This is a genomic window from Bittarella massiliensis (ex Durand et al. 2017), from assembly GCF_001486165.1.
Taxonomy (GTDB): domain Bacteria; phylum Bacillota; class Clostridia; order Oscillospirales; family Ruminococcaceae; genus Bittarella; species Bittarella massiliensis.
The window spans coordinates 1-23,904 of record NZ_LN908976.1 but is presented as its reverse complement, the minus strand read 5'-3'; the positions used below and the strand labels follow the sequence as shown (position 1 = coordinate 23,904).

16 protein-coding genes, 3 tRNA genes and 2 rRNA genes are annotated in these 23,904 nt (G+C 60.8%); 12 read left to right on the top strand and 9 right to left on the bottom strand.

Annotation, left to right across the window (positions count from 1 at the left end):
* Nucleotides 1-72: 72 nt before the first annotated feature.
* The 5 genes from BN3266_RS03625 to BN3266_RS03610 form a co-directional block, all read right to left on the bottom strand.
* Nucleotides 73-666, bottom strand: coding sequence for a DUF308 domain-containing protein (locus tag BN3266_RS03625; protein WP_059003882.1), 594 nt, complete (start codon nucleotides 664-666; stop codon nucleotides 73-75).
* Nucleotides 667-939: 273 nt separating this feature from the next.
* Entirely contained in the window at nucleotides 940-1,719 is a 780-nt protein-coding gene (locus BN3266_RS03620) for an SDR family NAD(P)-dependent oxidoreductase (RefSeq protein ID WP_044992937.1), read from the bottom strand.
* Nucleotides 1,720-1,977: 258 nt separating this feature from the next.
* Complete coding sequence (locus BN3266_RS03615; protein WP_059004560.1) at nucleotides 1,978-4,674, bottom strand: putative bifunctional diguanylate cyclase/phosphodiesterase; 2,697 nt, start codon at nucleotides 4,672-4,674, stop codon at nucleotides 1,978-1,980.
* An 828-nt stretch (nucleotides 4,675-5,502) separates the two neighbouring features.
* On the bottom strand, nucleotides 5,503-5,985 hold the full coding sequence (locus tag BN3266_RS13730) for a HEPN domain-containing protein (protein WP_154668967.1): 483 nt from the start codon (nucleotides 5,983-5,985) through the stop codon (nucleotides 5,503-5,505).
* Between the two features lie 149 nt (nucleotides 5,986-6,134).
* Nucleotides 6,135-6,211 (bottom strand) — tRNA-Pro (locus BN3266_RS03610).
* Nucleotides 6,212-6,389: 178 nt separating this feature from the next.
* On the opposite strand from BN3266_RS03610, the gene BN3266_RS03605 reads away from it, so the two are divergent.
* The 4 genes from BN3266_RS03605 to BN3266_RS03590 all read left to right on the top strand — a co-directional run bounded on the left by BN3266_RS03605 (nucleotide 6,390) and on the right by BN3266_RS03590 (nucleotide 12,764).
* Nucleotides 6,390-6,893 (top strand): hypothetical protein, encoded by a 504-nt coding sequence (locus BN3266_RS03605; RefSeq protein WP_059003881.1) that lies wholly within the window; start codon nucleotides 6,390-6,392, stop codon nucleotides 6,891-6,893.
* Between the two features lie 181 nt (nucleotides 6,894-7,074).
* On the top strand, nucleotides 7,075-8,580 hold the full coding sequence (locus tag BN3266_RS03600) for an FAD-dependent oxidoreductase (RefSeq protein WP_059003879.1): 1,506 nt from the start codon (nucleotides 7,075-7,077) through the stop codon (nucleotides 8,578-8,580).
* A gap of 149 nt (nucleotides 8,581-8,729) precedes the next feature.
* A complete protein-coding gene (locus BN3266_RS03595) occupies nucleotides 8,730-11,345 on the top strand; it encodes a valine--tRNA ligase (RefSeq protein WP_059003877.1) in 2,616 nt (871 codons plus the stop codon).
* 117 nt (nucleotides 11,346-11,462) lie between these two features.
* Nucleotides 11,463-12,764 (top strand): bifunctional folylpolyglutamate synthase/dihydrofolate synthase, encoded by a 1,302-nt coding sequence (locus tag BN3266_RS03590; RefSeq protein ID WP_059003876.1) that lies wholly within the window; start codon nucleotides 11,463-11,465, stop codon nucleotides 12,762-12,764.
* 753 nt (nucleotides 12,765-13,517) lie between these two features.
* On the opposite strand, the gene BN3266_RS03580 is transcribed toward BN3266_RS03590, so the two are convergent.
* A complete protein-coding gene (locus BN3266_RS03580) occupies nucleotides 13,518-14,375 on the bottom strand; it encodes an AraC family transcriptional regulator (RefSeq protein ID WP_059003871.1) in 858 nt (285 codons plus the stop codon).
* A gap of 323 nt (nucleotides 14,376-14,698) precedes the next feature.
* Here BN3266_RS03580 and BN3266_RS03575 point away from each other — a divergent pair, with 323 nt between their 5' ends.
* The 3 genes from BN3266_RS03575 to BN3266_RS03565 are packed head-to-tail and all read left to right on the top strand — an operon-like array spanning nucleotide 14,699 to nucleotide 16,098.
* A complete protein-coding gene (locus tag BN3266_RS03575) occupies nucleotides 14,699-15,004 on the top strand; it encodes an STAS domain-containing protein (RefSeq protein ID WP_059003869.1) in 306 nt (101 codons plus the stop codon).
* A gap of 16 nt (nucleotides 15,005-15,020) precedes the next feature.
* Entirely contained in the window at nucleotides 15,021-15,461 is a 441-nt protein-coding gene (gene spoIIAB, locus BN3266_RS03570) for an anti-sigma F factor (RefSeq protein ID WP_044993271.1), read from the top strand.
* The gene (locus BN3266_RS03565; protein WP_192926571.1) at nucleotides 15,427-16,098 is read left to right on the top strand and encodes a sigma-70 family RNA polymerase sigma factor; all 672 of its coding nucleotides are present in this window, start codon (nucleotides 15,427-15,429) and stop codon (nucleotides 16,096-16,098) included. Before spoIIAB ends, BN3266_RS03565 begins: the two co-directional genes overlap by 35 nt.
* A gap of 77 nt (nucleotides 16,099-16,175) precedes the next feature.
* Here the strand turns inward: BN3266_RS03565 and BN3266_RS03560 are convergent, their stop codons facing one another.
* Together BN3266_RS03560 and BN3266_RS03555 are read right to left on the bottom strand one after the other, a co-directional pair.
* Nucleotides 16,176-16,643, bottom strand: a complete 468-nt coding sequence (locus BN3266_RS03560) for a hypothetical protein (protein WP_059003867.1) — start codon at nucleotides 16,641-16,643, stop codon at nucleotides 16,176-16,178.
* 95 nt (nucleotides 16,644-16,738) lie between these two features.
* On the bottom strand, nucleotides 16,739-16,933 hold the full coding sequence (locus BN3266_RS03555; protein ID WP_059003865.1) for a hypothetical protein: 195 nt from the start codon (nucleotides 16,931-16,933) through the stop codon (nucleotides 16,739-16,741).
* A gap of 176 nt (nucleotides 16,934-17,109) precedes the next feature.
* Between BN3266_RS03555 and BN3266_RS03550 the strand changes: the two genes are divergently transcribed.
* Entirely contained in the window at nucleotides 17,110-17,427 is a 318-nt protein-coding gene (locus tag BN3266_RS03550) for a hypothetical protein (RefSeq protein ID WP_059003862.1), read from the top strand.
* A gap of 88 nt (nucleotides 17,428-17,515) precedes the next feature.
* Here BN3266_RS03550 and metA read toward each other — a convergent pair whose 3' ends face one another.
* Nucleotides 17,516-18,445: a homoserine O-acetyltransferase MetA gene (gene metA, locus BN3266_RS03545; RefSeq protein WP_021661044.1), complete on the bottom strand. Its 930-nt coding sequence runs from the start codon at nucleotides 18,443-18,445 to the stop codon at nucleotides 17,516-17,518.
* Between the two features lie 577 nt (nucleotides 18,446-19,022).
* Between metA and BN3266_RS03540 the strand changes: the two genes are divergently transcribed.
* From BN3266_RS03540 to BN3266_RS03525, 4 genes are all read left to right on the top strand, one after another.
* Nucleotides 19,023-20,551: ribosomal RNA gene (locus tag BN3266_RS03540) — 16S ribosomal RNA — on the top strand.
* Nucleotides 20,552-20,645: 94 nt separating this feature from the next.
* Nucleotides 20,646-20,721, top strand: a tRNA-Ala gene (locus BN3266_RS03535).
* 82 nt (nucleotides 20,722-20,803) lie between these two features.
* A tRNA-Ile gene (locus BN3266_RS03530) sits at nucleotides 20,804-20,880 on the top strand.
* Between the two features lie 159 nt (nucleotides 20,881-21,039).
* Nucleotides 21,040-23,877 (top strand): 23S ribosomal RNA (locus BN3266_RS03525).
* The 16S and 23S rRNA genes sit together here with 2 tRNA genes alongside, the layout of an rRNA operon.
* Nucleotides 23,878-23,904: the final 27 nt, after the last annotated feature.

Below are 23,904 nucleotides of genomic sequence, written 5' to 3'. Positions count from 1 at the left end.
TTCCCCTCTCTTTGTCGGGGGACGGCAAAAAGCCCCCGGCCGGGCGGGCCGAGGGCTTTGCAGCGGGTTTTCTCAGCGGACTTTCAAGTCTCTCATGGCGATGGCCTCGATGAAGAGGGTCACCCCGCCCACCAGCAGGTAGCCGGCCACCAGGTAGTTGAGCACCAGGGCGGAGAAGAGGGGCAGCAGGAGGAAGGAGAGGGCGGCCAGGAGGTTCAGCACCCCGCTGACCACCACCCAGCCGTAGCCGGACACCCCGAAGTAGCCCAGCTTGCCGGAAAAGGAGAGCTTGTTGACCCCGAAGACCAGCATCAAGAGCCCCAGGAGGAAGGCGAAGGTGGAGAGGGTGACCTCGGTGGGGGCGGCGAGGAGCAGCGCCCCGATGAGGAGGTTGAGGACGCTGCTGACCAGCCCGCCGGCCTCCCGCAGGAAGGGGGGCGCGCAGAAGTAGTCGATGAGCTGGTAGACCCCCAGGGCGAGGATGAGGATGGCGGCCAGGGCGCTCATCACCCCGGCACTCTGCACCGGGAAAAAGGCGCAGAGAAGGGCGCAGACCACCAGCAGGATGCTGATGATGAAACTGGCGATGCGGACCGAGCGCAGCTTGCGGTTCCACCCCTCTATCAGGGCGTTGGTGTAGTCAAAGTCAGCGTCTATTCGGATCAAAATGATCCTCTCCTTTCTGTTTTATCTGATCGTCGGGGGCGATGCCCCCTTGACACCTCTATTGTAGCGCCTGGCGGGGGAGATGAACATAGACAGAGGGGGCGGAGTGTCCAAAGTTTGGACAGGCGGGGGAAGGTGTCCGGCTTGAAAAGAGGATATTTTCCTGCATATCGGCCTGGGCGGAGGGAAGGGCGCCCGATGAGCTGCAAAAAATACCGCCGGCATCTGCCGGCGGTATTTTCATATCTGGGAAAAAGCAAGGAGTTTTGGCGACTAGGGGCGCTGGCCCATGCCGCCTTCCAGGGTGAGGGTCTCGCCGGACATGTACTTGAAATCGGGCGAGCCGAGCTGCACGCAGACCCGGCCGATGTCCAGCTCGGGGTCACCGAAGCGGCCCATGGGCACCCCTCTGAGGTTTTTCTCGTAGGCCTCGGGGTAGGAGAGCTTGAAGTTCTCCAGCTGGGCGGTCATGGCCAGGGGGCAGACCACGTTGACGTTGATGTTGTCCTTGCCCCACTCGGTGGCCGCGACGCGGGAGAGGCCGCGGATGCCCTCTTTGGCGGCGGCGTAGGAGCACTGCCCCACGTTGCCGAAGAGGCCGGCGCCGGAGGCGAAGTTGATGACCGAGCCCTGGGTCTCCTTCAGGTAGGGATAGCACTCCCTCATGTAGTAGAAGGTGGCGTAGAGCCCGGAGTAGATGCCCAGGTCAAAGTGGTCTTTGGTCTGCATGGACAGGGGGATGCCCGAGGCCGACGCCTGGGCGTTGTTGATCAGCACGTCGATGCGGCCGAATTCGGCGATGACCTTCTGCACGGCTTCCTTGACCCGATCCTCCGACTCGTCGCTGGGGGTGACGTCCACCGCCAGCGGCAACACCTTGATGCCGTAGAGGCGCTCCAGCTCCTCCTTGGCGTCCAGCAGTTTCTGCTCGTTTCTGCCGGTCAGGACCAGGTTGGCCCCCTCCTTGGCATAGGCCACGGCAATGCCGTAGCCGATCGATTTGGCCTTGCCCCCGCCGGTAATGATTGCGACCTTTCCGTCAAAGATCCCCATTCTGCCCATCTCCTTAAAATCAATAAAATCCATCTGTCTGTACTGGGGTTTCTAAAGAGCATTGTACTCCTTTGTTAAAACATTGTCAATCGGGAATTTCGCACCTTTTCGCTCCCTGGCTCCACGGGCTGCCGCTCGGGGCAGCAGGTTTTTGCCCAGGGGTATTTTTGCCCCCAAACGGCCGATCTTGCAGAGATGCGGGGAACAAAAAAGGGCCCGGCAAAGCCAAACGGCCTTGCCGGGCCCCCGGAACAGGGGTCACAGGTATTTCTCCTCGTACTCTTCGATGGGGATGGGGCGGCTGAACAAAAAGCCCTGGGCCAGTTCCACCCCGCAGTCGCGCAGCGCCGAGAGCTGTTCCTCCGTCTCGATCCCCTCGGCCACCACCTGGATGTCCATCTTCTTGCAGATGTCCACGATCGACTCCACCACGGTGCGGGCCCGGCTGTTGCAGGCCACGTCGTCCACCAGGGTCTTGTCCAGTTTGAGCACGTCGAACTCCACCGCGGAGAGCAGGGCCAGGTTGGCGTACTCGGTGCCGAAGTCGTCGATGGAGACGATGAAGCCCGCCCGCCGCAGGTCGTCGATCAGCGCCTTGAAATTCACCCCGTCGGACTCCCGCACCGTCTCGGTGATTTCGATTTCCAAGTACTTTTTCTCCACCCCGTACTGCCGGCAGAGGTCGTCGAGCCGCTGCACAAAGTCCGGCTGCGCCAGGGAGCAGCGGGAGAAGTTGACCGACACCGGCATGGCCTGTTTCCCCTGGTCGGCCCACTCCTTGAGGCGGGAGCAGGCGAACTGAAAGACGTAAAAGTCGATCTGGCTCACCGTCTGGCTCTCCTCCAGCAGGGGGAGAAAGTTGCCCGGCAGCACCAGCGAGCCGGAGCGGGGCTGGTAGCGCACCAGGGCCTCGGCCCCCACGGCGGTGCGGTCGCCTGAGGAGATCTTGGGCTGCAGGTAGACCACAAAGCGGTTTTGCAAGATCTCCTTTTGCAGCACCTGCGGGTCGGACAGGTGGAGCACCTCGTCGCTGTGGTGGCGGTAGCGGTTGGAGGCGGGGTTTTGGCGGTAGAACTCCTTTTTGTCCTCGTACATCTCGGCGTCGGCGCTGGCGATGATCTGCTGCAGGTCTTCAAACTGCTGGGCCCAGCGGGCGCCGATGGCGGCCCGGCAGCTGGTTTTCACCCGAAATCGCTGCCGCAGCGCCTTGACCTGCGCCTCGAAATCGCCCTGTGCCATCCCCGGGCAGATGATGACAAATTCGTCCCCGCCGATGCGGTAGAAGTTGGCCCCCTTAAAGACCGCCTGCATCTGCTGGGCGCACTCGGCCAGCACCTTGTCGCCAAAGGCATGGCCGTGCCGGTCGTTGATGTCCTTGAGACCGTTGACATCCAGGTAGACGATCCCCACTGGCCCGGTCTGGGCGGTGAGGGCCTCGGCGTCCTCCATAAAGCGATTGCGGTTGAAAAAGGAGGTGAGGGTGTCGTAATAGCTCAGCCGGGAGAGCTCGTTCTCGCTCTCGGTGCGGCGGTGGGCGAGCATGAGGAAATACCCCAGCGTCTGCAGCAGCGAGGAGACGGTGCGCATGTTGAGGGAGTGGGGGTTGTCCACCCCCACGAAGCCCCGCAGCTGGCCGTCCTGCTCCAGGGGGGCCACCACCAGGCTGACGATGTCCTGTTTGCGCAGCAGCTCGTACTCCTCTGGGGAGCGCTCCCGCAGCTCCTCTATGTTTTCCACGGCCACGCACTCCTGGCGGTCGAAGAAGGGCATCCAGCGGTCGATGGAGGACAGGGGCATCCCCTGCAACAGCTCTTTTTGCGAGGCGATCCCGTCTGCGCACCACTCGTAGTCGTTGTAGAGCAGCCCCTCCCGCTCAAAAAACAGGTAGGTGCGGTCAGCCGACAGGTAGCGGCCCACCTGTTCCAGCACCAGGGGAACAGACTGATCCAGGTCGTGCTCCCGATAGAGGGCGCGCACGCACTCCATCAGCATCTGCTCGGCGTCGAGGGTCCGCTTGAGGGACTGCTTTTCCGCCTCCGCCTCGGTGATGTCAAAGGCGATCTCCAGCCGGGCGTCCCGGCCCTCCCACTCCAGCAGCCGGTCTTTGAGCAGGTAGTGCCGCTGGGTGATGGGGTTGGTGTACTCCCAGGTGTAGGTCTCGCCGGGGATCAGCTGCTGGCTGTTGCAGAAGGAGCAGGGCTGCGAAAACCCCTGCAGCACCTGGTAGCACTTCTGCCCCGCCACCTTGTCCAGGTGGAAGGTCTTGCGCCCCGTCTCGTTGATGAAGAGGAGCTCGTGGGTCTCCAGATCGGAGACGTACATCAGCTCAGAAATGTCGTCGAGGGGGGCGCGCAGGTCCTCCGACATCCGCGAGAGGCTCTCCTGCCGGGCGCGGTTGGCCTCTTCCTCCGCCTGCAGCTCCCGCTGCCGCCGGGCCTGCACCGCCCCGTACCAGGCCAGCAGGCCGGTCAGGGCCAAAAAGACGGCGCTGAGAATGAGCAGGGCCAGTTGCGCCCTGTCTACCTGCCGCTCAGAGTAGACTTCGGCGGCCGACACGGTGCGGTCGGCAAGCTCAAAATAGGACTCGCTCAGGCGGTAGAGCGCCTCTCCGTCGGCCCCCTCGCGCACCTGGGCGACGGCGTCCCTGATTTCCCGCCACCCGTCTTGCATCTGGGAGACCAGACCTTGGAAGGTGTCGTCCTTCAGCCGGGCGAGGCCGTTTTCTCCCTCGCCGGTGGCCAGTTCATTTAAAATGCCGTCGATCCGCTCGACGAGGGCGTCGTTGGGGTGGCCGGCCAGCTCTTCTTTGACCAGCCTCCGGGTGGCGCCCCGTACCACCCCCGCGTAGTTGATGACCCGGGCGTTTCCCTGTAACCCCCGAATCGACAGGACGGAGAGCAGTCCGGTGAGAAGCAGTGCAGCGGCCAGCAGGGCCGGCATCATTCGTTTGTGCATCTTGTCCTCCATGACCGAGGGTCCGCATCTATTTTGTTTATTATATCAATGTCTGTCGAAAAGAGCAACCGCAAAATAGGGTATTTGGGAAATAGAGGGGCGGCCTTGTGCCCTTGAAAACGGGGTGAGAAAACGGGGAAAAAAGCCGGTTTCCCGCTGGGAGAGCCGGCTTTGAAGGCGCCAAAAACCCCTTTCAAAAAATGACACCGATCTGCAAAAGAGAGGCTTTCGCCCTTCCGCCCCGGCAACCTCGGGGTCACCGGGACGGAAAAGAAAGGGACCGCTCTCCTCCCGCATCCTCTCCGGTTTGGGGGGATGCCGCGTCGGCCGAGGGCCGCCCGCCCATGCCGCCGGCGGCCCGGCAGCACCCGCCAGGGATATTTGGCCCCCGCGGCCCGAGCGAGTTCCCGGTGTTTTTCGCCGGTGTGGGCGGTGGTGTACCCCCTGGTGGTGGGCAGTACAGAAAAACTGTGGGGCCGCAGAGCGGTCTCTGCAGGAAGGGCCTTGCCGACAGAGGGCTGCGGTCGGACGATTATAGGGGGGAACAGCCGGTCGGCGGGTAGGGCGGTGGTTTTTGCCCTCTGGAGAGGGGGCAGGTCGGTCGCCTCGGCGGTTCCAGCGGCACTGAGCACGCGTTTGGCCCGGCGGAAAGCCCTATCCGCAAAGGGAAGGCCGTTTGAAGGACGGGGTTTGACTGGATCGCTAAGATAGAAAGAAAAAAGTCGCCGACACGTGTCGGCGACTTTCTTCTTGTGGTCGAGGTGCAATTATAGGACTTAGAAAATGAAAGTCAAAATTAATGGCTTTCAGGTAATTAGCAAGCTGTTTTTACATAGTATTCTGGGTTAAATGTTGTTCAATTAATGCTTTTGATAAAGACTGTAAGTTATTCATAAGTAAGAATGTAAAAATTGGAGACATTCGATAGTCACCAGGCGTTTCCATATAATAGCGCCAAGCAACAAAATCCTCCGAATGTGCATCTAATTCTTCTTCAAATGTTTTTCCCGAGGACGGCGTTATTTTCAAATACTCCTTATATTCTTCGTTCGGAAGTAAATCATATAAATATTTTAACCCATGTCCCTTTTTATACTCTATGGAAAAAAGAATAAGAATTGCCTTGAGAAATACTTCGCATGAAAAAGCAGCATTAACCATAGTTGGCGTTGACAAAATCGGATATCTTCCACCAATAATTTGTATTGAACCATCATCATTCTCTGTTCCCATACAGCGCTCTGCGCACTTCATAAAACGCCAGGCTTGATTATAAAAGTATTGTGCTTTTTTTAATACCTCTTTGCCCATAAAACCACCCCATATAAAACAATTTCGCTTTTATATATCTTATTGTATAAATTATATCACCAAAAACAAATCCTGTCAGTCATTCTCGCTGTTGGGCGTAATATAGATATAGTAAAAGGCCGTCGATAAATGTCGACGGCCTTTTACAATGGTCGAGGTGACAGGACTTGAACCTGCGGCCTCTGCGTCCCGAACGCAGCGCTCTACCAAACTGAGCCACACCTCGATGTTGTTACCTTCAATATTATACTCGTTCCCGCCAAAAAAGCAACCCCCATTTTGTCTTCATTTTCCCCTTTTCCCTCTTCGCCCGCCGGGGCGGAAAGGGGGGCTGCGGCATACACTGGCATGTGGGGCTGCGGCCCCGCCATCTTTCGGCTTTTTTAGAAAGGACCGATTTTTTTATGAGACAGAATTCCGAGAGCTGCTTTGTTCGCAGCTTCATCATCGTGGTGGCCGGCCTTCTCTTTGCGGGGCTGTCCTTTGCCGTGCTGGCGTCGGGGTACTTCTGCGCCAGTTCCTACATCTACGCCATCCTCATCTTCCTGGGGGCGGCCATGCTGTTGGGGCTGCTCTTTTCGACCCTCCTCGCCCGCCGCTCGGCCGAGCTCAAGGCCGCCTACTGCTGTTGCGGCAACCTCGCCGCGGTGGGGGCCGCCGGCACCCTGCTCTCCGGGCTGCTCTTCTCCCTCAATGAGGACTGCAGTTCGGTCATCTCCCGTGTCGGGGTCAGCGCCACCCTCTTCTTTTTCTTCCTGGCGGTTGCCGGTATCTTCTGCTATCTGCACGCCTATGCGGGCTGCCACCGCGAGAGCTGTGGCTGCTCGGGCAGCTGCGGGTGCCAGGGCGGCTGTGACTGTCAGGGATACGGCTCTTGCGCCTGCCAGCGGGGAGAGCAGGAGCGCTGAGCATCCCCTCTCCTTTTGAGACGACCTGTGAGAAACGGATACACGCGGCAAAAAAGCGCCTTTGAAGGCGCTTTTTTTGCGCCCATCGCCTCCCGGCGGTGTATTTTGCCCCCACCCGACCCAGACTGATGGAGAGGAGCGCCCTGCATGGGCGCAGCACTTGAAAGAAGGAGTGATCGGTTTGCAGGCATTTTGGAGCGACCTTCCCCGGGGGACGGCCTACCCGCCCCTGCAGCGGGACCTTGAGGTGGAGTTTGCCGTGGTGGGGGCCGGCGTTGCAGGGGTCACCGCCGCCTATCAACTGGCCCGGGCGGGCCGGTCGGTGGCGCTGTTGGAGAGGGGGCGGATCGGCGGCGGCACCAGCGGCCACAACACCGGCAAGCTCAGCTGTCTGCACGGCACCCGGCTGCTCACTATCTCTGACCGCTACGGGCCGAAGATGGCCGCCGCCTATCTGGCGGAGAACAAGCGGGGGGCCGCCTTTGTCCGCCGGATGGTGGCGGAGCACCAGATCCCCTGCCGCCTGAGCGAGGCCCCCTCCTATCTGTACAGCCAGACCCCCGCCACGGTGGACGAGTTGCAGCGGCTGGCCGCCCTCGCCCAGCGGCTGGACTTCCCCCTGACCGCGGTCAACCGCCTGCCCGCCCCCCTGCGGGTGGAGCTGGCCCTGCGCGCCGACGGCGAGGCCACCCTCAACCCGGTGCGCTACCTGGAGGGGATGGCTGCCCGCGCGGCCAAAGCGGGCTGTACCATCTGCGAACAGACCCCCGTGGCCAAGCTGGAAAAGCGGGCCGGCGGCGTCACCCTCACGGCGGAAAACGGCAGCCGCATCCGCGCCGGGCAGGTGCTCCTCTGCACCCACTACCCCCTGTACGAGGGGAAGGGGCTCTACTTCACCCGTCTCTACCCGACGCGCTCCTACGCCGTGGCCGCCCGGCTCGAGGGCGAGCCCTTTTGGGGCCAGTACATCAGCGCCGAGGAGCCGGTGCGCTCGCTGGCGGTCTGCCGCGACCGGGACGACCGCCCGGTGCTGGTGGTGGCGGGGGAGACCTGCCGCACCGGGCGGACGGCGGGGGATGAGTTCTCTACCCTGCAACTCTACGGCCTGCGCCACTTTTCCCTGGGGAAATTTGTCTGGCGCTGGGCCGCCCAGGACTACCGCACCCCCGACGAGCTGCCCTACGCTGGCGAGGTGGACAGGGGCGACCCCCGCGTCCTCTTCTGCGCGGGCTTTGGCAAGTGGGGGATGACCGCCGGCACTGCCGCCGGCCTCTATCTGGCCGGGCGCTGTCTCGAACCGTCCGGGGCCCCCTCGCCCCTCTACGACCCGGCCCGCCACAGCGACATCTGCTCCTTCTCCTATATAAAGGAGGGGGCGGCCACCGCCGCCTACTGGGTGGGGGAGCGGCTGCGCCCCACCGGGGACCTTCCGACCCGCCCCGGACAGGCGTCGGTGGTGCGCATCGGCGGCCGCCGGTGTGGGGCTTATCGGGATGAGGAGGGAAAGCTGCACCTGGTCTCCCTCACCTGCACCCACCTGGGCTGTGCCCTCCACTGGAACGCCGCCGAGACCAGTTGGGACTGCCCCTGCCACGGCTCCCGCTTCTCGGTGGACGGCGAGGTCCTCTGCGGCCCCGCCGACACCCCCCTTGCCCGGGTGGAGCTGCCCCCCGAAAAGGGGGAATAGAGGGGAGATCCTGCCCCTCCGGCGCGCTGTTTCCCCCTTTCTTTTTCACCGAATCGACAAAACCCGCCGCAATCTTTTGTCGGCTATTGACAAGGCTGGGCCGCGCACTCATAATAAGACTATTAGAGAATTGAGGAGGCATCTGCGCCATGCGTAAAGAGCTCGACAAGAAATACGACCCGGGGCAGGTCGAGGACCGCATTTACGACTTCTGGCTCTCCGGCGGGTATTTCCACGCCGAACCCGATCCCGATAAAAAGCCGTACACCATCGTCATCCCCCCGCCGAACATCACCGGGCAGCTCCACATGGGCCACGCCCTGGACGAGACCTTCCAGGACATCCTCATTCGCTACAAGCGGATGCAGGGGTACGAGGCGCTCTGGCTGCCGGGGACCGACCACGCCTCCATCGCCACCGAGGCCAAGATCGTCGAGGCCATGCGCCAGGAGGGGCTGACCAAGGAGGACCTGGGCCGCGAGGGCTTTTTGGAGCGCGCCTGGGAGTGGAAGGAGAAGTTCGGCAGCCGCATCATCGAGCAGCTGAAAAAGCTCGGCTCCTCCTGCGACTGGGAGCGCGAGCGCTTCACCCTCGACGAGGGCTGCTCCAAGGCGGTGCGCGAGGTGTTCTGCCGCCTCTATGAAAAGGGGCTCATCTACCAGGGGGAGCGGATCATCAACTGGTGCCCCCACTGCAAGACCTCCATCTCCGATGCGGAGGTGGAGTACGAGGAGCAGGCCGGCCACTTCTGGCACATCCGCTACCCCTTTGCCGACGGCAGCGGCTACATGGAGATCGCCACCACCCGCCCCGAGACCATGCTCGGCGACACCGCCCTGGCCGTCCATCCCGAGGACGAGCGCTACCGCGACTGCGTGGGCAAATCGGTCATCCTCCCCCTGGTGGACAAGGAGATCCCGGTGGTGGCCGACGAGTACGTCGACCGGGAGTTCGGCACCGGCGTGGTGAAGATCACCCCTGCCCACGACCCCAACGACTTTGAGGTGGGCGCCCGCCACGACCTGCCCATCATCAACGTCATGACCGAGGACGGCCACATGGCCGAGTGCGCCGGCAGGTACGCCGGGATGGACCGCTACGAGGCCCGCAAGGCCATTGTCGCCGACCTGGAAGCCGGCGGCTACCTGGTGCGCATCGAGGACCACACCCACAACGTGGGCACCTGCTACCGCTGCGGCACCACCGTCGAGCCGATGGTCAGCAAGCAGTGGTTCGTGAAGATGGAGGAGCTGGCCGCCCCCGCCATCAAGGCCGTGCGGGAGGGGGAGACCCAGTTTGTCCCCGCCCGCTTTGACAAGACCTATTACAACTGGATGGAGAACATCCGCGACTGGTGCATCTCCCGCCAGCTGTGGTGGGGCCACCGCATCCCCGCCTACTACTGCGACGGCTGCGGCGAGACCATCGTCGCCCGGGAAGAGCCCGCCTGCTGCCCCCACTGCGGCGGCAAGCTCCGGCAGGACGAGGACACCCTGGACACCTGGTTCTCCTCCGCCCTCTGGCCGTTTTCCACCCTGGGCTGGCCGGACAAGACCCCCGAGCTGGACTACTTCTTCCCCACTGACACCCTGGTCACCGGCTACGACATCATCTTCTTCTGGGTGGCCCGGATGATCTTCAGCTCCATCGAGCAGATGGGGGAGGTCCCCTTTAAGACCGTCTTCATCCACGGCCTGGTGCGCGACGCCCAGGGCCGCAAGATGTCCAAGTCCCTGGGCAACGGCATCGACCCGCTGGAGGTCATTGCCCAGTACGGGGCCGACGCCCTCCGCCTCACCCTGGCCACCGGCAACAGTCCCGGAAACGACATGCGCTTCTCCGACGACAAGATCATGGCCAGCCGCAACTTCTGCAATAAAATCTGGAACGCCGCCCGCTTCATCCTCATGAACCTGGGCGACGAGGAGCTGGAACCCGGCCTCCCCAGCGAGCTGGAGATCGAGGACAAGTGGGTGTTGAGCAAGTACAACGAGATCGTCCGCCAGGTGACCCAGAACATCGACAAGTTCGAGTTGGGCATCGCCCTGGGCAAGGTCAACGAGTTCGTCTGGGACATCGTCTGCGACTGGTACATCGAAATCGTCAAGCTGCGGCTGCAGGCCGGCGGCGAGCAGAAGAAAAACGCCCTGCGGGTCCTCTGCACCCTCTTTGAGGGCACCATGAAGCTGCTGCACCCCTTCGCCCCCTTCATCACCGAGGAGATCTGGCAGGCCCTGCCCCACCAGGGGGAGAGCATCATGACCGCCCCCTGGCCGGTCTACGACCCCGCCCTCTCCTTTGCCAGAGAGGAGGAGCAGTTCGAGATCATCATGAAGGCCATCCGCGCCATCCGCAACCGCCGCAGCGAGCTGCAGGTCCCCCCCTCCAAAAAGGCCAAGGTCTTTATCGAGACCGAGCGGGTCGAAGTCTTCTCCCAGGGGGAGGAGTTCATCAAGCGCCTGGCCTCCGCCAGCGAGGTGGCCGTCGCCCCCCAGCTGGAATTGGAGGGGATGGTGATGGCCATCACCGCTGAGGCCAAGATCGGGATGCCGATGGACGACCTGGTGGACCGGGAGAAGGAGCGCCAGCGCCTGGAGAAGGAGAAGCTGGGCTGCGAGAAGGAAATCGCCAGCCTCACCGGCAAGCTGCAAAATGAAAAGTTTGTCAGCCGCGCTCCCCAGAACGTGGTGGACGCCGAGCGCGAGAAGTTGGCCCGCGCCCAGGAGCGGCTCAAAAAGGTGGAGGAGAGCCTGGCCGCCCTCTAGCACCCCTCTCCGCGCCCTCACTGCCAAACTGCCAAATTGCCCTGTGCGGGCGGCGGGCCTTCCCGCCGCCCGCACTTTTTTTGCCCGCCCTTCAGGGCGGAGAAAGGGAGGTACACCATGACCTATGAACAGGCCCTCGCCTATATCCACGGCCGCCGCCGGGGCCTGCCCAAACCCGGCCTCGAGCGGATGCGGGAGCTGATGCGCTGGCTGGGCGACCCCCAGGACCGGCTGCGCTGCGTCCATGTCACCGGCACCAACGGCAAGGGCTCCACCACCGCCATGGTGGCTGCCGCCCTGCAGGCCGCCGGATACCGGGTGGGGCGAAATGTCTCCCCCTTTGTCCTCGAGTTCCGCGAGCGCTTTCAGATCGATGGGGAGATGATCCCCCCCGCCGCCCTGGCCGCCCTCACCGAGCGGGTGAAGGCCGTCTGCGATGCGATGGAGGGGGAGGGCCTCTACGCCAGCGAGTTTGAAATCAACACCGCCATCGCCTTTTTGTGGTTTGCCGCCGAGGGGGTGGACCTGGTCTGCCTGGAGGTGGGGATGGGGGGCGACACCGACGCCACCAACGTCATCCCCGCCCCCCTCTGCTGCGCCATCACCCCCATCAGCCTGGACCACACCGCCGCCCTCGGCCCCACCACCGCCGCCATTGCGGAGCGCAAGTGCGGCATCATCAAGGGGGGCGCGCCGGTGGTCTGCTGCGCCGGACAGGACGCGGCGGCCCTGGCCGTCATCCGCGCGCAGTGCGCCCGGCGGGGTTCCCCCCTCTTTCTCCCGGACCCGGCAGCCCTCCGGGTGGCGAGAAGCGGCCTCTCCGGCAGCACCTTTGCCTACCGGGGGCTGCCCTATGCCCTCTCCCTGGCGGGGGAGTACCAGCTACAAAACGCCCTCACCGCCATCGAGGTGCTGCGCGTCCTCACGGCCCAGGGGCTGGCGATCTCCCAGACGGCGATCCGGGCGGGGCTGGCCGCCGTCCGCTTCCCCGCCCGCTGCGAGCGGCTGGGGGAGCGGCCCACCCTCCTGCTCGACGGGGCCCACAACCCGGCGGGGATGGCGGCCTTCTGCCGGGTGGTCGCCGCCCAGGACGCCCCCCGCAAGGTGGCGGTGACTGGCCTTTTGAGGGACAAGGACGCGCCGGAGATCGGCCGCTCGCTGGCCGGGGCCTTCGACGCCCTCTACCTGGTGGAGCCCCCCAGCGAGCGGGCGGCCGATCCCGCCCAACTGGCCGCCGCCTTTTCCGCCCAGGGGCTGCCCGCCACCCCCTGCGCCTCGTTGGAAGAGGCCCTGGCCGCTGCCCGCACCGAGCTGCCGCCCGAGGGATTGCTGGCCGTCTGCGGCTCCCTCTACCTGGCGAGCGAGGCGCGGCCCCTCCTCCTGGCCATGGGAAGGGGAGAGAGGACGCCCGACAGGTAGAAGACCGTTTCGCCACTTGGGCGGTGGGGAAAATCGGCGCGGGCTTTTGGCGGGGTGGCCGGGAAGAGGTGGAACTTACCTCTTTAGGGCGCTTGCCTACCCGGCTCTACTTGGTAGCTCTCTCAAAGCTGCGTTGCTTTGATGGCTCGCTGGAAGGGGCCCTGGCCGCCTGTGCAGGGCTGCCGCCCGAGGGATTGCTGGTCGTCTGCGGCTCCCTCTACCTGGCGAGCGAGGCGCGGCCCCTCCTTCTGGCCATGGGTGGGGGAGAGAGGGCGCCCGACAGGTAGAAGACCGCTTCACCGCTTGGGTGGCAGGAAAAAGTGGTATGGACTTTGACGGGGTGGTCGGGGAGAGGTGGAACTCACCTCTTTAGGGCGCTTGCTTGCTCGGCTCTACTTGGTAGCTCTCTCAAAGCCGCGTTGCTTTGATGGCTCGCCGGAAGAAGCCATGGCCGCCCGAGCCAAGCCGTCGCTCGAGGAGTTGCTGGCCGTCTGCAGTTTCCTCCCGCCTGGGCAACACGCCATTTGAGGGAGGAAGGTGGACCCCTCGGGCAGCGGGGGGCAGGAGTCTTTCCCACCTGGACGGCGCTTCTCGATTGGCCCTCGTAGATGAGCGCCCCTGCGGCAGAAGGAGAGGGTGCGATCTGGGCCCAGGGGGAGCGGGACCGGCCGCTTTGTCGGCGGGGGAGACAGCAAAAAAGGGGCGAGGGGGAGAGCAGTTGCTGCTCTCCCCCTCGCCCCTTTGGCAAAGTCCCTACTTTCGCCTGACGGGGATCCAGATTTCGCTGAGGTAGGCTTCGTCGTCCATCCCCTTGGGGAACTGCGCGGGGTCGCTGTACCACTCGATGTTGTAGCCCGCGGCGATCTCGTAGTCCCCGCAGGTGGGCAGCCACTCGGAAAAGACCTGTTCGTGCACCCGGTGCAGGGCCTGGGGCATCGCCCCTTTGCAGGGGAACACCGCCCAGCGGTGGGCCGGGATCTCCCGGACCACAAACCCCTCCGGCGCGGCGGTGTTTGGCGGGCAGTCGTCCGCAATCAGGTATTCAAACTGGTCGCCCTCCATTGGCTCGTCAATGCAGATGCCGTAGGTGCCCTGTACCACATCCCCTCTGCCACTGGCAAAGTGCTCGGTCCAAAACTGCGGGATGGCCTGGTCTGCCCCCTCGTAGGAGAAGGTCTCCGACACCCCCAAAACGGGAAAGGAATCTCTGTCGACAATTTTGTACTCCATGCTGGGACCGCCTTTCAGTGAAAATTTGAGTTTCAGCGGGGCGAACGTCCGGACCGTCGCCCCGCCCCTGCGCACAGCCGTGGGGGTGGCACCGTGAAACCGGGCAAAGGCCTTGGTAAAGCTGTCCGGGGACTCGTAGCCGTACTTGAGGGCCAGGTCGATGACCCGGGCATCGGTGGAGGCCAGCTCGCTCCCGGCCAGGGAGAGCCGCCGCAGCCGGATGTACTCGCCCACCGAAAAGCCGCAGAGCATGCAGAACCCCCGCTGAAAGTAAAAGGGGGAGAGCAACGCCTGCCCCGCGATCTCCTCCATTGTGAGTTCGCCGTCGAGATGCCCCTCGATGTAGTCGATGGCCCTGCCGATCCCCGCGACCCAGTCCACTGAAACCGCCTCCTCTGTCTGTGTGTCCCCATCATACCGCATCGCTGGGGGAGAGACCCGACAGGACATGCTCTCTTCTGTCCGCCCGGCGGCTGGGGGATGACTGTCGACACCATTCTACCACATCTCCCGGTCTCTGCGACGGCAGCGGGCGGGGAAAAATGGAAACCGGGGCAGAGGCCCCCGTTTCGGCAAAAATTGCAGAGGACATCCCGTAGGATAGAGGTATTCCAGGGGATGTCCTCTTTTTTTTGTCAAATCCCAAAGGGGGACAGGCCCTGCCCGGGCGTCGCGCCCGGAGAACACGCGCGGGAGGTGCGCAGATGAATGTGAACTTGCAGGGGGACCGCGAGGCCCTCACCGCCTTTTTGGAGGGGGAGATCGACCACCACTCCGCCCGCTATTTTCGCGACTCCATCGACGAGCGGGTGGCGTCCCTCGGCCCCAAACTGCTGGTGCTGGACTTCTCCGGCATCACCTTTATGGACTCCTCGGGGGTCGGCCTGGTCATGGGCCGCTATCGGACCATGCAGCAACAGGGGGGCGAGCTGCGGGTGCAGGGGGCCAAGGGGACCATCCGGCGGATCCTGCTCCTCTCGGGGTTGGACAAGCTCGTCAGAATCGAATAGAGGAGGAAACCAGGAAGTGAAACCGACAAATGAAATGAAGCTGGCTTTTGAGAGCCGCTCCCAGAACGAGTCCTTTGCCCGGGTGGCGGTGGCGGCCTTCATCGCCCAGCTCGACCCCACGGTGGAGGAGATCAGCGACATCAAGACCGCCGTCTCCGAGGCGGTGACCAACTGCGTGGTCCACGGGTACAAAGACTGCATCGGCAAAATCTACATAACGGCAAAAATCTATCCCGACAACCGGGTGCGCATCATCATCCGGGACGCCGGCTGCGGCATCCCCGACATCGAGCGGGCCATGGAGCCCCTCTACACCACCTGCGACACCGGGGAGCGTGCGGGGATGGGCTTTGCGGTTATGGAGGCGTTCACCGACCGTCTGCAGGTGAGAAGTACGTCCGGAAAGGGGACCAGCGTCTATCTTGAAAAGCGCATCGCCAGCAAAGCAGCGAGATAAGTTCGTAGAGGAAAACCTCGGCCTCGTCCACGCCTGTGCGGGCAGGTTCCGGGGGCGGGGGGTGGAGTACGACGATCTCTACCAGGCCGGGTGCATGGGCCTCATCAAGGCCTGCGACGGCTTTGACCCCAGCCTGGGGTACAAGTTCTCCACCTATGCCGTCCCGGTGATTTTGGGGGAGATCAAGCGGCTCTTTCGGGACGGGGGGGCCGTCAAGGTCTCCCGCAGCCTCAAAGAGGTCTCCCTCAAGGTGGCCCGCCAGCGGGAACTCATGACCCACCAGCGGGGGGAGGAGCCCACCATCGCCGAGCTCTCCCAGGCCCTGGGCATCGAGGAGGAGAAGATCGTCGAGGCCATCGGCATCTACAACCCCACCGTCTCCCTCACCGCCGGGGACGAGACCGGGCAGACCATCGACATCCCGGTCCCCTGCTGCGAGGAGAAGATCACCGACAGCCTCTCCCTGCGGGAGGTGGTGGGCCGCCTGGAACCGGTGGAGCGGCAGATCGTGGTGCTGCGCTACTTCCAGGAAAAGACCCAGGCCGACGTGGGGAAGGCCCTCTCCATGACCCAGGTGCAGGTCTCCCGCAGGGAGAAGAAGATCCTCTCCCGCCTGCGGGAGATGCTCGCCGAATGACTGCAAAAAAAGAGCGCCCCGGCAGACCAGACCGTCTGCCGGGGCGCTTTGTATGTATTTTAATGGAGGGGGGAGCGCTAGGCCAGGGCCTTCACCTTTTCCTGCAACCCCGCGATCTGCACTGTGTGCAGGTCACAGGTATCGGTGTTTTGGTCTACGTGTTCGGCTACAATGCCAATCTTGTCCATTAAGTCCGTGTGCCCCTCCGCCAACTGTTTTAGCTGGGGAATTACTGTGTTTTCCTGGGTCACAGATGTCCGCGTCGCGGTCTTTCTCACCTGTTCCAGATGGCCTTCCATTCGGTCCATCCGACCTTCCATTCGGTCCATCCGGCTCTCCATCCGATCCATCCGTTGGCCCAATTGAATTTCCAGTCGATCGATTCGACGGTTGAGGTGGCTCTCCACCCCGTCGATTCGGTGATTTATTTGGTCCCCCATCCGTTCCATCTGCTGGGTCAGTTCGCCCATCATCTCGCTAATCTGCTTGAGCAGCTGCTCGTTCTCCAATTTTCCCTTCCCCTCCCTGAAATGAGTTGTCCTCATTATACCCCCCTCCCCCCATTTTCACAAGGGGGCGTTTTTCCCAAAAAAGAGACCGCCGGTTTCGGCGGTGCGGTCTCTCTGATGGGTCCTACTCTTTACTTATAGGGCATCTTGATTTCCTCCGGCAGGTCTTTGAGGGCATACTCACAGGCTTGCAGGACAATGGAGTTGAGAGGGACGCCAGTGTGCTTCTTGAGGGCGCAGAGCTGCTCGTAGAGGGGCTCTGTAAAGCGGGTGGTCAGAGCGATGTCCGCCCGCTTATAACTGATTGCTTTGAGTTCAAAGCCCATCGCCCACCGTCCCCTCTCCATCCTGTCCGTTTCATGCCATGGTTTTATCATATTCAAAATGGAGGGATATTTCTATAATCAAAAGTAGTATCATATTTGATGACACGGGCGGGTGCAGCCGCGACACTGGACGGATACCTTCCCGCCGCGCTATCCTGTGGGGGGAGGGGATGGGGATGAACAGCATCAAAAAGGCATACCGGCAGAGTCGGCCCTTTTTCGAGGGCCGGCGGCGGCACTCCCCCAGCTACCGGCGGGCTGTCGCCCAGTGGAACGAAATCGAGCGCGCCTTCAACCAGATAGGGGGCGAGCCCGCCCGCCTCTACGAACAGTTGGTGCACGTCCTTCTCGTCTGTGAGGAGCAGGAGTACCTCCACGCCTTCGAGGAGGGGGTGGCCGAGGGGCGCTGGCAGGGCCGGCAGGAGGGGCTCAAGGCCCTCAAAGCGCTCGAGTGCCAACTCTTCGACCAAATCGACGACCTCTCCTACCTGTGAGGGGCCTGCGCCCTCTGCTTTACAGAAAAGCGCCCTCCCCCCGCCGCACTGCTGTAGCCGGGGGAGGGCGCTGTTTTGCTGTGACCGTTTAGATTTCCAGCTGCCGCAACTCCTCCAGGTGGTAGGGGGTGCGCTGGTAGACAAAGTAGTTGAGCCAGTTGGTGTAGAGCAGGCTCCCGTGGGAGCGCCAGACAAAGGGCACCTCGCCCGCCGGGTCGTCCCCAGCGAAGTAGTTGCAGGGGGGCGCGGTGGGCAGCCCTGCCTCCCGGTCCCGCAGGTACTCGCCCCGCAGGGTGTAGCGGTCGTACTCCGAGTGGCCGGTGACAAAGAACTGCCGCCCGTTTTTGCTGGCGATGATGTGCACCCCCGCCTCCTCCGAGTCGGTGAGCAGCTCCAGCTCCGGCCGCGCCAGGATGTCCTCCCGCCGCAGCCCGGTGTGGCGGGAGTGGGGGGCCAGGAAGCACTCGTCAAAGCCGGTCAGCAGCGGGTGCTCCGGCTGCAGCACCCGGTGGTGAAAGAGGCCGAACTGCTTCTGCGCCAGGGGCACCTTGTCGATACCGTAGTGGTAGTAGAGCCCCGCCTGCGCCCCCCAGCAGATGTGAAAGGTGGAGTAGACGTGGGACTTGCTCCACTCCATCAGCTCGCAGAGCTCCTCCCAGTAGTCCACCTCTTCAAAGGGGAGCTGCTCTACTGGGGCCCCGGTGATGATCATCCCGTCGAAGCGCTCGTCCCGAATGTCCTCAAAGCTCTTGTAGAATTTCAGCAGGTGATCCCCCGGGGTGTTTTTGGACACGTGGGTCACCGTCTGCACCAACTCCACATCCACCTGGATGGGCGAGTTGGAGAGCACCCGCAGCAGCTGGGTCTCGGTCTCGATCTTCTTGGGCATCAGGTTGAGGATCGCGATGCGCAGGGGGCGGATGTCCTGGCTCACCGCCCGCTCCTGGGTCATGATGAAGATGTTCTCCGAAATGAGGGTTTCCGCCGCCGGCAGGCTGGCGGGTATGTTGATGGGCATGAGCCGCTCTCCTTTCTCTTATATAGTAGGGGCGAAGGCCCCCTTTGAGCGAATGGGAAAAGTATAGCACAGCTCCGCTCCGATTGCAAAGCGCGATCGTCCGCCGGGGCAGGGAAGGGGAAAAGGGGGGAGAAAGTTGACGAACGGTAGAAAATCCCCCCGAATCCCGCTGCAAAAAGGGGAAAATGATTACCTTGTGTATAACCCCGCAAAAAAGTGAAAAAAGCTGGCGAAAATCTATTGACAGCAAGAGGAGGCCATGGTATTATACAAAAGCTGTCCGGGAGGGAAGCGCACGGGAGTGCGGTTTTCGAGGAGTGGGCCCCGAGATTCGAGCCGAGAGGCGAGAAAAAAGGGGTTGACAAAAAGAAGGCGGCGAGATATAATAAAAGGCACGGCGAGATGCCGAACGGACCTTGAAAATTGAACAATACTGAAGCTTGAACGGACCTAAAAATCCGGTCTATCACGGACTGGATGCGTCTCTTTGAGAGACAACACCAAGCGAAGTAATTTTAAACGTCAAGTTTGAAATGAGCTTAGGTTTGAACGGTGGGAACACTGTTTAGATACAACTTTGATAAAGAGTTTGATCCTGGCTCAGGACGAACGCTGGCGGCGCGCCTAACACATGCAAGTCGAACGGACACATCCGACGGAATAGCTTGCTAGGAAGATGGATGTTGTTAGTGGCGGACGGGTGAGTAACACGTGAGCAACCTGCCTCGGAGTGGGGGACAACAGTTGGAAACGACTGCTAATACCGCATACGGTGGTCGGGGGACATCCCCTGGCTAAGAAAGGATCTATGATCCGCTCTGAGATGGGCTCGCGTCTGATTAGCTAGTTGGCGGGGTAACGGCCCACCAAGGCAACGATCAGTAGCCGGACTGAGAGGTTGAACGGCCACATTGGGACTGAGACACGGCCCAGACTCCTACGGGAGGCAGCAGTGGGGAATATTGCACAATGGGGGGAACCCTGATGCAGCGACGCCGCGTGAGGGAAGAAGGTTTTCGGATTGTAAACCTCTGTCTTGTGGGACGATAATGACGGTACCACAGGAGGAAGCCATGGCTAACTACGTGCCAGCAGCCGCGGTAATACGTAGATGGCGAGCGTTGTCCGGAATTACTGGGTGTAAAGGGAGTGTAGGCGGGATCATAAGTTGCGTGTGAAATGCAGGGGCTCAACCCCTGAACTGCGCGCAAAACTGTGGTTCTTGAGTGAAGTAGAGGCAGGCGGAATTCCCGGTGTAGCGGTGGAATGCGTAGATATCGGGAGGAACACCAGTGGCGAAGGCGGCCTGCTGGGCTTTTACTGACGCTGAGGCTCGAAAGCATGGGGAGCAAACAGGATTAGATACCCTGGTAGTCCATGCCGTAAACGATGATTACTAGGTGTGGGGGGATAACCCCCTCCGTGCCGGAGTTAACACAATAAGTAATCCACCTGGGGAGTACGACCGCAAGGTTGAAACTCAAAGGAATTGACGGGGGCCCGCACAAGCAGTGGAGTATGTGGTTTAATTCGAAGCAACGCGAAAAACCTTACCAGGTCTTGACATCTATCGCTATCCCAAGAGATTGGGAGTTCCCTTCGGGGACGGTAAGACAGGTGGTGCATGGTTGTCGTCAGCTCGTGTCGTGAGATGTTGGGTTAAGTCCCGCAACGAGCGCAACCCTTACTGTTAGTTGCTACGCAAGAGCACTCTAACGGGACTGCCGTTGACAAAACGGAGGAAGGTGGGGATGACGTCAAATCATCATGCCCTTTATGACCTGGGCTACACACGTACTACAATGGCCGCAAACAACGAGCAGCGAAACCGCGAGGTGGAGCGAATCTATAAAAGCGGTCTCAGTTCGGATTGCAGGCTGCAACTCGCCTGCATGAAGTCGGAATTGCTAGTAATCGCGGATCAGCATGCCGCGGTGAATACGTTCCCGGGCCTTGTACACACCGCCCGTCACACCATGAGAGCCGGTAACACCCGAAGTCAGTAGTCTAACCGCAAGGGGGACGCTGCCGAAGGTGGGGCTGGTGATTGGGGTGAAGTCGTAACAAGGTAGCCGTATCGGAAGGTGCGGCTGGATCACCTCCTTTCTAAGGAAGAGAGGGACGTTCGAGCTTCAAGTATTGTTCAATTTTGAAGGTCTGTGAAGACAGACTTTCAGGCAAGAGGAACCTTGTTGAAGACGGGGGTGTAGCTCAGCTGGGAGAGCACCTGCCTTGCACGCAGGGGGTCAGGAGTTCGAGCCTCCTCATCTCCACCATTGGTGGACGCGAGAGCCGAGAGGTGATCGTGGGAGGGACAAGGAGTACTGACTTCTAGGAAAGCGGAGCGCCCTTGAGTATGGGCTCATAGCTCAGGTGGTTAGAGCGCACGCCTGATAAGCGTGAGGTCGGTGGTTCGAGTCCACTTGAGCCCACCACGGCCTGGGAAACCGGGCAAAGACAAGGAAGACTCAAGCAAAAATGCACCTTGAAAACTGAATAAAGCAATAGACTGCGATAGAAATCTAAAGGGTAACTAAAGGCGAAAGTTTTTAGGTACACTACAATTTATGTCGAGAGAACAGCCGAAGAAAAAAGGTCAAGCTAAGAAGGGCGCAGGGCGAATGCCTTGGCACCAGGAGACGATGAAGGACGCGATAAGCTGCGAAAAGCCGCGGGGAGCTGCAAATAAGTATTGATCCGCGGATGTCCGAATGGGGCAACCCACCTAGAGTCATGTCTAGGTATCCTGTACTGAATACATAGGTGCAGGAGGTGAACCGCCTGAACTGAAACATCTAAGTAGGGCGAGGAAGAGAAATCAAACGAGATTCCGAAAGTAGTGGCGAGCGAAATCGGAAGAGGCCAAACCAGGGGTATGAATACCCTTGGTGTTGTGGACTTCATTTAGGATTGTGTGAGTTTAAGAGAACGGCATGGGAAGGCCGGCCAGAGAGGGTGAGAGCCCCGTATCTGAAAAGCGAGCACACCGAGCAGGATCCAGAGTACCGCGGGACACGAGGAAGCCCGTGGGAAGCCGGGGGGACCACCCTCCAAGCCTAAATACTACCTGGTGACCGATAGCGTATAGTACTGTGAAGGAAAGGTGAAAAGAACCCCGGGAGGGGAGTGAAATAGAACCTGAAACCCTGTGCCTACAAGCACATAGAGCACGTCAAAGTGTGATATGGTACTTTTTGTAGAACGGTCCGGCGAGTGTATGTATGCAGCGAGGTTAAGGGCTTAAGGCCTGAAGCCGCAGGGAAACCGAGTCTGAATAGGGCGAATTAGTTGCATGTATATGACCCGAAACCGGGTGACCTATCCATGTCCAGGTTGAAGTTGGGGTAAGACCCAATGGAGGACCGAACCGACCCCTGTTGAAAAAGTGGCGGATGAGGTGTGGATAGCGGAGAAATTCTAATCGAACCCGGATATAGCTGGTTCTCCCCGAAATAGCTTTAGGGCTAGCCTTGCGTTAGATTTCCGGAGGTAAAGCACTGAATGGGCTAGGGGCCGAGAGGTTACTGAACCCTATCAAACTAAGAATGCCGGAAAATCGATGCGCAGGAGTCAGACTATGGGAGATAAGTTTCATAGTCAAGAGGGAAACAGCCCAGACCCACAGCTAAGGTCCCCAAACAGGTTTAAGTGGAAAAGGATGTGGGGGTGCACAGACAACTAGGATGTTGGCTTAGAAGCAGCCATACATTAAAAGAGTGCGTAATAGCTCACTAGTCGAGTGCCCCTGCGCCGAAAATGTAACGGGGCTAAAACCTGTACCGAAGCTTGGGCATCGTCTTAGACGATGGGTAGGGGAGCGTCGCATGCGGGGTGAAGCCATAGCGGAAGCGGTGGTGGACTGCATGGGAGTGAGAATGCCGGAATGAGTAGCGCGAATCATGTGAGAATCATGATGGCCGAAAGCCTAAGGTTTTTGGAGGAAGGTTCGTCCGCTCCAAGTTAGTCGGGAGCTAAGGTGAGGCCGAAAGGCGTAGCCGATGCACATACGGTAGAGATTCCGTAACCACCGAAAGTTTTAAGCAGAGGGACACTCTGAAAGGGCATGACCCGGGCGATGGTAGACCCGGGCGTAAGGGACTGAAATTTAGTAGGGAAGCATGCTTGGACGGAGGCGAGAAAAGCTCTGGGAACAACTGAGGTGCCCGTACCGCAAACCGACACAGGTAGGTAGGAAGAAGATTCTAAGGCCAACGGGAGAAGGGTTGTTAAGGAACTCGGCAAATTGACCCCGTAACTTAGGGATAAGGGGTGCTCATGGAAACATGAGCCGCAGAGAATAGAGCCAGGCGACTGTTTAGCAAAAACACAGGTCTCTGCTAAATCGAAAGATGAAGTATAGGGGCTGACACCTGCCCGGTGCTGGAAGGTTAAGGAGATGAGTGCAAGCTTTGACCCGAAGCCCCAGTGAACGGCGGCCGTAACTATAACGGTCCTAAGGTAGCGAAATTCCTTGTCGGGTAAGTTCCGACCCGCACGAATGGTGTAACGATCTGGTTACTGTCTCAACAACCCGCCCGGCGAAATTGTAGTACCGGTGAAGATGCCGGTTACCCGCGACAAGACGGAAAGACCCCATGGAGCTTTACTGCAGCCTGATATTGGATTTCGGTATTACATGTACAGGATAGGTGGGAGACTGGGAAGCCAAGGCGTCAGCTTTGGTGGAGTCGACCTTGGGATACCACTCTTGTAGTGCTGGAATTCTAACTTGCGGCCGTGAAACCGGCCGGAGGACATTGTCAGGTGGGCAGTTTGACTGGGGCGGTCGCCTCCTAAAAGGTATCGGAGGCGCTCAAAGGTTGGCTCAGCATGGACGGAAACCATGCCAGAGAGTGTAAACGCACAAGCCAGCCTGACTGCGAGACTGACAAGTCGAGCAGGAACGAAAGTTGGAGTTAGTGATCCGGCGGTATGTGAGTGGAAATGCCGTCGCTCAACGGATAAAAGCTACCCTGGGGATAACAGGCTGATCTCCCCCAAGAGTCCACATCGACGGGGAGGTTTGGCACCTCGATGTCGGCTCATCGCATCCTGGGGCTGAATTCGGTCCCAAGGGTTTGGCTGTTCGCCAATTAAAGCGGTACGCGAGCTGGGTTCAGAACGTCGTGAGACAGTTCGGTCCCTATCTGTCGTGGGCGCAGGATATTTGAGAGGAGCTGTCCCTAGTACGAGAGGACCGGGATGGACGCACCTCTGGTGCACCAGTTGTCACGCCAGTGGCACAGCTGGGCAGCTAAGTGCGGAACGGATAAACGCTGAAAGCATCTAAGCGTGAAGCCGACCTCAAGATAAGATATCCCACTGAGTCAATCAGGTAAGACCCCTTGAAGACTACGAGGTAGATAGGCTGCAGGTGTACGCACGGTGACGTGTTGAGCTGGGCAGTACTAATCGGTCGAGGGCTTGACCTTGTGAAGCGGTTCTCATTCAGTCTATTC

Coding starts and splice junctions, on each gene's coding strand:
- BN3266_RS03620 (WP_044992937.1), bottom strand. CDS start 1,719: ATGGGGATCTTTGACGGAAAGGTCGCAATCATTACCGGCGGGGGCAAG.
- BN3266_RS03615 (WP_059004560.1), bottom strand. CDS start 4,674: ATGCACAAACGAATGATGCCGGCCCTGCTGGCCGCTGCACTGCTTCTC.
- BN3266_RS13730 (WP_154668967.1), bottom strand. CDS start 5,985: ATGGGCAAAGAGGTATTAAAAAAAGCACAATACTTTTATAATCAAGCC.
- BN3266_RS03605 (WP_059003881.1), top strand. CDS start 6,390: ATGAGACAGAATTCCGAGAGCTGCTTTGTTCGCAGCTTCATCATCGTG.
- BN3266_RS03595 (WP_059003877.1), top strand. CDS start 8,730: ATGCGTAAAGAGCTCGACAAGAAATACGACCCGGGGCAGGTCGAGGAC.
- BN3266_RS03590 (WP_059003876.1), top strand. CDS start 11,463: ATGACCTATGAACAGGCCCTCGCCTATATCCACGGCCGCCGCCGGGGC.
- BN3266_RS03575 (WP_059003869.1), top strand. CDS start 14,699: ATGAATGTGAACTTGCAGGGGGACCGCGAGGCCCTCACCGCCTTTTTG.
- BN3266_RS03560 (WP_059003867.1), bottom strand. CDS start 16,643: ATGAGGACAACTCATTTCAGGGAGGGGAAGGGAAAATTGGAGAACGAG.
- BN3266_RS03555 (WP_059003865.1), bottom strand. CDS start 16,933: ATGGGCTTTGAACTCAAAGCAATCAGTTATAAGCGGGCGGACATCGCT.
- BN3266_RS03550 (WP_059003862.1), top strand. CDS start 17,110: ATGAACAGCATCAAAAAGGCATACCGGCAGAGTCGGCCCTTTTTCGAG.
- metA (WP_021661044.1), bottom strand. CDS start 18,445: ATGCCCATCAACATACCCGCCAGCCTGCCGGCGGCGGAAACCCTCATT.